The 5,073-nt window shown below is 41.2% G+C and carries 4 protein-coding genes and 1 pseudogene; all 5 read left to right on the top strand.

Going from position 1 to position 5,073, the window contains the following annotated elements:
* The first annotated feature begins 84 nt into the window (after positions 1-84).
* Positions 85-2,049: an IS3 family transposase gene (locus G589_RS21505; RefSeq protein ID WP_196811905.1), complete on the top strand. Its 1,965-nt coding sequence runs from the start codon at positions 85-87 to the stop codon at positions 2,047-2,049.
* A complete protein-coding gene (locus G589_RS20590; RefSeq protein ID WP_051192551.1) occupies positions 2,018-2,473 on the top strand; it encodes a hypothetical protein in 456 nt (151 codons plus the stop codon). Before G589_RS21505 ends, G589_RS20590 begins: the two co-directional genes overlap by 32 nt.
* A 35-nt stretch (positions 2,474-2,508) precedes the next feature.
* A complete protein-coding gene (locus tag G589_RS0117425) occupies positions 2,509-3,828 on the top strand; it encodes an IS3 family transposase (protein ID WP_081669109.1) in 1,320 nt (439 codons plus the stop codon).
* Between the two features lie 683 nt (positions 3,829-4,511).
* Positions 4,512-4,718 carry a helix-turn-helix domain-containing protein gene (locus G589_RS0117420; RefSeq protein ID WP_026523003.1) on the top strand — a complete coding sequence of 69 codons (207 nt, stop codon included), beginning with the start codon at positions 4,512-4,514 and terminating at the stop codon, positions 4,716-4,718.
* A gap of 27 nt (positions 4,719-4,745) precedes the next feature.
* Positions 4,746-5,073: pseudogene (locus G589_RS22035) on the top strand (helix-turn-helix domain-containing protein); the annotation flags it as partial.

Genomic DNA, 5,073 nt, shown 5'->3' with positions numbered 1-5,073 from the left:
TAAACTGATACCCAGATGATGGACTTCAACATGACAGTTGAAATACCCATTGTTTGGGTATTTTTATTGTCTGGAGGTATAGCTATGGAGTGGAATAGTTGGCCGCGAAGAATGCATGTTGAAAAATTAAAAAACAACCCGGTTGTTGAATCTGTTACTGATAAATCGGTGACGTTTACTCTTCCTTTTCGAATTAAATTGTTTGAGAAATGGAAGTCGTGTCCTTCGCAGGATACAATAAAGGCTGAATTGGAGAAAGTTGATATTTTAGATAAGGATCTTCTGATGTTTACAATTAAGGACATCGCAGTTTCTTTCATGTCAGGTGGATACCCGCTTCCCAGGAACAAAACACATCCTGAAAGGGAACCTGGATTTAAGGAAACTAATCCGCTGATACTGTCCGGTAAGTTCTATCGTAAACAGAAAGGCTTTGGAATTACTATGGATCCTGGATTTCGTCAGGAATTAAAGAAGGCCTATCCTGATACATCAGTGGAAAATATGATGACCATTGCCGGGCTTGATCCTCTTGATGTGGGCTATAACAGAATTCATAGGCTGGAACTGGAATTCAAAGCGGAAATGGCTGCTGATTATGCTGCATCTGAAGGAAAATCAGAAGAAGAAAGATATATTCAGGTTACGTCGACAAGCCTTCTGTCTCACCCTTACGTAAAGTCCATAGTGCGCGGGAACCTCTATATGACGGAGTCTTTTTATAATGAGACATATATGATACCAATCCCCCTCTCAAAGGTGTTTGAAATATATGGCATTGATGAAGCATTAGTTAACACATGGAGTAAAATGAGGATTAATTCATACATGGCTACATGGAAGCCTGTGAAAGAAACGGATTTTCCTTGTTATGAGGAAGTTATCTTAATGCAGAACAGACGCGCAGTGGCCATGTTTCAGGCAGTAAGACAGGGCTTTTGTGAATTGGGACAGATATTCAAAACTGGAAGAATTGATGCTCAGCGCAAGGTATGCAGATGGATAGATGATCTTCCACGTGATCCATGGGGATACTATTCCCGGAAAAAGATACTTGAACTGATGGAACTTCCAAAAAGTCGCTATTATGCACTACTGCATGATGAAACTTACGGAATGGGCAGAGTAAACAAGAACCGCAATGATGAAGAAGATTTGACTGTTATTCGGCAGGTGCTTGATTACAAGGGCTTTGAAAAAGGAATAAGGCAAGTGTATATGCTGATGCCAAAGGTTGTTGGCCAGGAATTCAGCATGTACCGTATTCGTAGGATAATGAATAAATACGGCATAAGAACAACTATAAGACATCCTAGCAGAAACAGGAAAGCCATGAAAGAACTCATGGAGAGAAACAGAAAGGCTAATCTATTAATGCGAAGATTTAGACTGCACCGACCTAATGAAGTGAGGCTTACAGATGTAACATACCTTGATTATGGCGATAAGCAGCGGGCTTATGGATCTGCATCAGTTGATCCCGTTACAGGACGTCTCATATGCTTTATAGTGAGTGAGAACAACGATCTTCAGCTTGCGCTTGATACACTTGAAGCAATGGATAATTATCCTGCCAAAAGCGGAGCAATCCTGCATTCTGATCAGGGTATACTCTATATGACTGATGATTTTCAGGCTGCGGTAGTTGAAAGGAATCTTACGCAATCCATGTCGAGGCGAGGAAACTGTTGGGATAATGCTGTGCAGGAATCATTCTTTGGACACTTTAAGGATGAGTGCCACTATGAAGAATGCAGAACGATGAAAGAATTGCAGGAATGTATTGATAGATACAGCTTTTACTATAATAATGAAAGGGGTATGTGGGACAGGGGAAAGATGACACCCACAGAGTACGAAAAATATCTTGAAGGAATGAGCGAGGCAGAGTTTTCTGAATATCTAGCAAGTGAGGAAAATCGTTTTGTTGACATGAAGGCAAAGTCTGCCGAAAATGCTCACAAGGCAGCAAAAAGTTACAAGGAGTTTACAGAAAATAGTATTGGGGGACCGAACAATGAAGCTGGTGGATCATTCGAAGAAGTATAAATATGAGGACGGGACTGACAGACCTGATGATAAGATAATCCCATTCCTTGATAATGAGTTTGTTACCGGTTTTAAGGAGGACAGGCTCTTCTATTCCAAGGACTTTGACATTGCGATGTACATGAAGATCCACGATGAGGGGATGACTTATGTACAGGCATACAACGCTCTTGGATTTGACACAAATATCCTTGGAGAAGACCGCGCCAATGCTGCAGGCAAACGTGTCATGCAGAAGGCAAGGGATAACAAGCTTTTTACCATAGATGAGACTAATTATGATGGATCAGTGCCGCGTGAACAGATGGGAAATCTGACGCCTGAGGAAGAACGTGCATATCTTATAGCACGTAATCATTATCTTGAAGAAATGCTTTTGGCTCAAAAAAAAATCCAATCCGAATTGGAGGAGTACTTTACCTGATAGAGGAAAAGGAAATCCGTGCAGACAGGTTTGTTATGGTTGACTCGTTCATAAACAAACAGAAAGCGAGCAATGGTGGATATAACACATCCCAGTGCCTGCGGATGTTTGGAGTATCGGATTCTGGTTATTATGCCTGGAAAGGACGAAAGGAAGATATCTTTGGAAAACAGGCTGAGAAAAAGTCTGAAAGGAATGCAATCAAGGAACTCATGCGAAGAATTATCATCGCAAGAAATGGTGTGGTTCCGGGAAAAAGAACGTTCAGAGTGGAACTTTTCAGGAGGTTTGGTAAGACTGTAAATACCAAGAAGATAGCCGCTCTTATGGCAGAAATGAACATACAGGCTCAGATGCCCCACAAGGATGCCTATAAGCATCAGGCCTCTCATAATCATGTGTGCGCCGCACCTGCCAATACAGTGAACCAGAACTTCTTCATTGGACCCAGGAGGGTCATCCTTTCTGACATAACCTATTTGTACTATGGCGAATACAGGACACCTTTTTATCTGTGTGTATTCAGGGATGCTTATACCAGAGAGAACCTCGGATGGAGTATAAGGAAACATATGTCGCTGAGGCTTGTTGAAGAGGCCTACAGGGTGATGATGCAGAGCCATGGTGATGAGCTTGAAGAAGTCATGAATGCTGATGAAGTATATGTGCATCACGACCAGGGAAGCCAGTATCTCGCCACCTCCTTCACAGAGATGCTTCATGAAAATGGATTTATACAGTCAGTATCCGCCAGAGGAAACTCGCAGGATAATGCTCCGATGGAGAGTTTCTTTGGCAGACTTAAGACAGCTATACTTGACAAGGTTGCTATGTGTAGGGATTATTCTTCGGCCAGGCAGCTTGTCGATGGGTATCTCAAAGCCTACAATTCAGAGCATTACCAGTATGATCTGGCTGGTCTTACACCTGAGGAATTCTACCAGTATGCCACAACAGGAGTATATCCTCTTGATAACTACTTCGGGGTTCCTGCATCAGTCATGATGACGGGCGGAGATCTTAAGAAAGTAAGACGCAGATATGCTGATGAAGAGGCTGCAGCACGCAGGGAGACATCCAGAAAAAAACGTGAAGAAAAACGGCTTGTGGATCCTGAAAAGGTGATAATAAGAGATCAACGCATCCTTAAGGCTGTTATAGATAAGTGGAAGGACAAAGAAACAACAGCTTCTAACCAGATCGTAAAGATGCAGTCTGTCCTTGAAAAGGCCAAGAGTGCTCTTGAGTTTATAAGAACTCTTACAGAAGAAAAGCTTGTTGAGCTGAGGGAACCGCTTGCCTGGAGGAGGTATACTGAACTCAGCTATGTGTTCCTGATGAACGAGCTGTTCTAAATCTATATACTCTTAAAAATCTTATGCTTTAAACCACCTTACGGCTATATAATGAAAAAGGCTGTATCGTGGCAGTAAGGGCCTGGCTTATCGCTAATGCGAGTTCACCTCACCCTCTGACGGTACAGCTTTTTGATTGCCAGATATTGCTCTGGCTTATTTGTTGTGTCTTAATGTGATTGTCAATAAAAAAGTCCCAAAAATGTCGGAGAAAATTCCCCACTTTATTAACCGGGGAAAGGCACTGATATCGGTACCATTTCCCAGTCCCGTATTATAAATTCAAATCATTGTTGGTATACCATGCTGTTATACATCTGAATACCTTATGCTTCTTCGTTTTCCTTTTTCACTCTATACTAGAGTGAGGCTGCCCCTCTTTTTGCGTTTATGGAAATATTCTTCCAGCGTCAACTTTGTTGATGAGTAGCTCCGAGTGATAACGAGGTTCAGGGGGATTGGGGGAATGACCACCAACAAGCAAAAACGCGCCGAGGACCCTCGGCGCCCTGCTTGCGAAAATGAAAAAACTTAGTTGCTAAAGGTCAATTTGTCACTAAAAGAAATTGTCAGAAATTAACAAAAACGTGTGAATTTTTATTTTAAACGATGTACCACTATGTTATAATGATACCAACTGTTGTTATTGATTTCGTTAGGATTTATGCGGATAGGAGCGATGCATGGCAGTTTCATACAAGAAAATGTTTAAGCTAATGATTGACCACGACATGAAGAGGAAGGATCTCAAGGAAAAGACCGGCCTTAGTTACGGCACAATTGCAAAACTTGAAAAAGGCGAAAATGTGCAGATGGAAGTATTGGAAAAAATCTGTAAGGAGTTCAAGTGTCAGCTTAGCGATATTGCGGAAATTGTGTTCGACGAGTGAGTCCGTTTTTTAGGACAAGCAGGACTTGATTTAAAGAAAGGTAACGATTCTGTTATTGATATAGCGTTTAAGTATGGTTTTCATTCACATTCTGCTTTTTCAAGAGCATTCAAGGAATACCACGGAATCACACCTTCTCAAGCAAAACAAAAAAATGCAAAGCTCAATGAATATTACCCAATGAATTATCTTGATATGAGATATATAGGAGGGAAAAGAATTATGGCAGAATTAAAGAAGATTGTTTATAAGGAATTTGAGGAACGTCTAATGGTCGGAGTTCATAATAACACTTCATTTTTTGAGGCTGGGAACGCATGGAAATCTTATTTTGAAAGTGATAAGATTGACTATT

This window comes from Butyrivibrio sp. VCB2001 (assembly GCF_000423965.1).
In the GTDB taxonomy this organism is placed as follows: Bacteria; Bacillota; Clostridia; order Lachnospirales; family Lachnospiraceae; genus Butyrivibrio.
This window is presented reverse-complemented; position numbering and strand designations above follow the sequence as displayed.

What these genes read in the sequence shown, in the direction of transcription:
- G589_RS21505 (WP_196811905.1), top strand. Translation starts at nt 85, where the DNA reads ATGGAGTGGAATAGTTGGCCGCGAAGAATGCATGTTGAAAAATTAAAA.
- G589_RS20590 (WP_051192551.1), top strand. Translation starts at nt 2,018, where the DNA reads ATGAAGCTGGTGGATCATTCGAAGAAGTATAAATATGAGGACGGGACT.
- G589_RS0117425 (WP_081669109.1), top strand. Translation starts at nt 2,509, where the DNA reads ATGGTTGACTCGTTCATAAACAAACAGAAAGCGAGCAATGGTGGATAT.
- G589_RS0117420 (WP_026523003.1), top strand. Translation starts at nt 4,512, where the DNA reads ATGGCAGTTTCATACAAGAAAATGTTTAAGCTAATGATTGACCACGAC.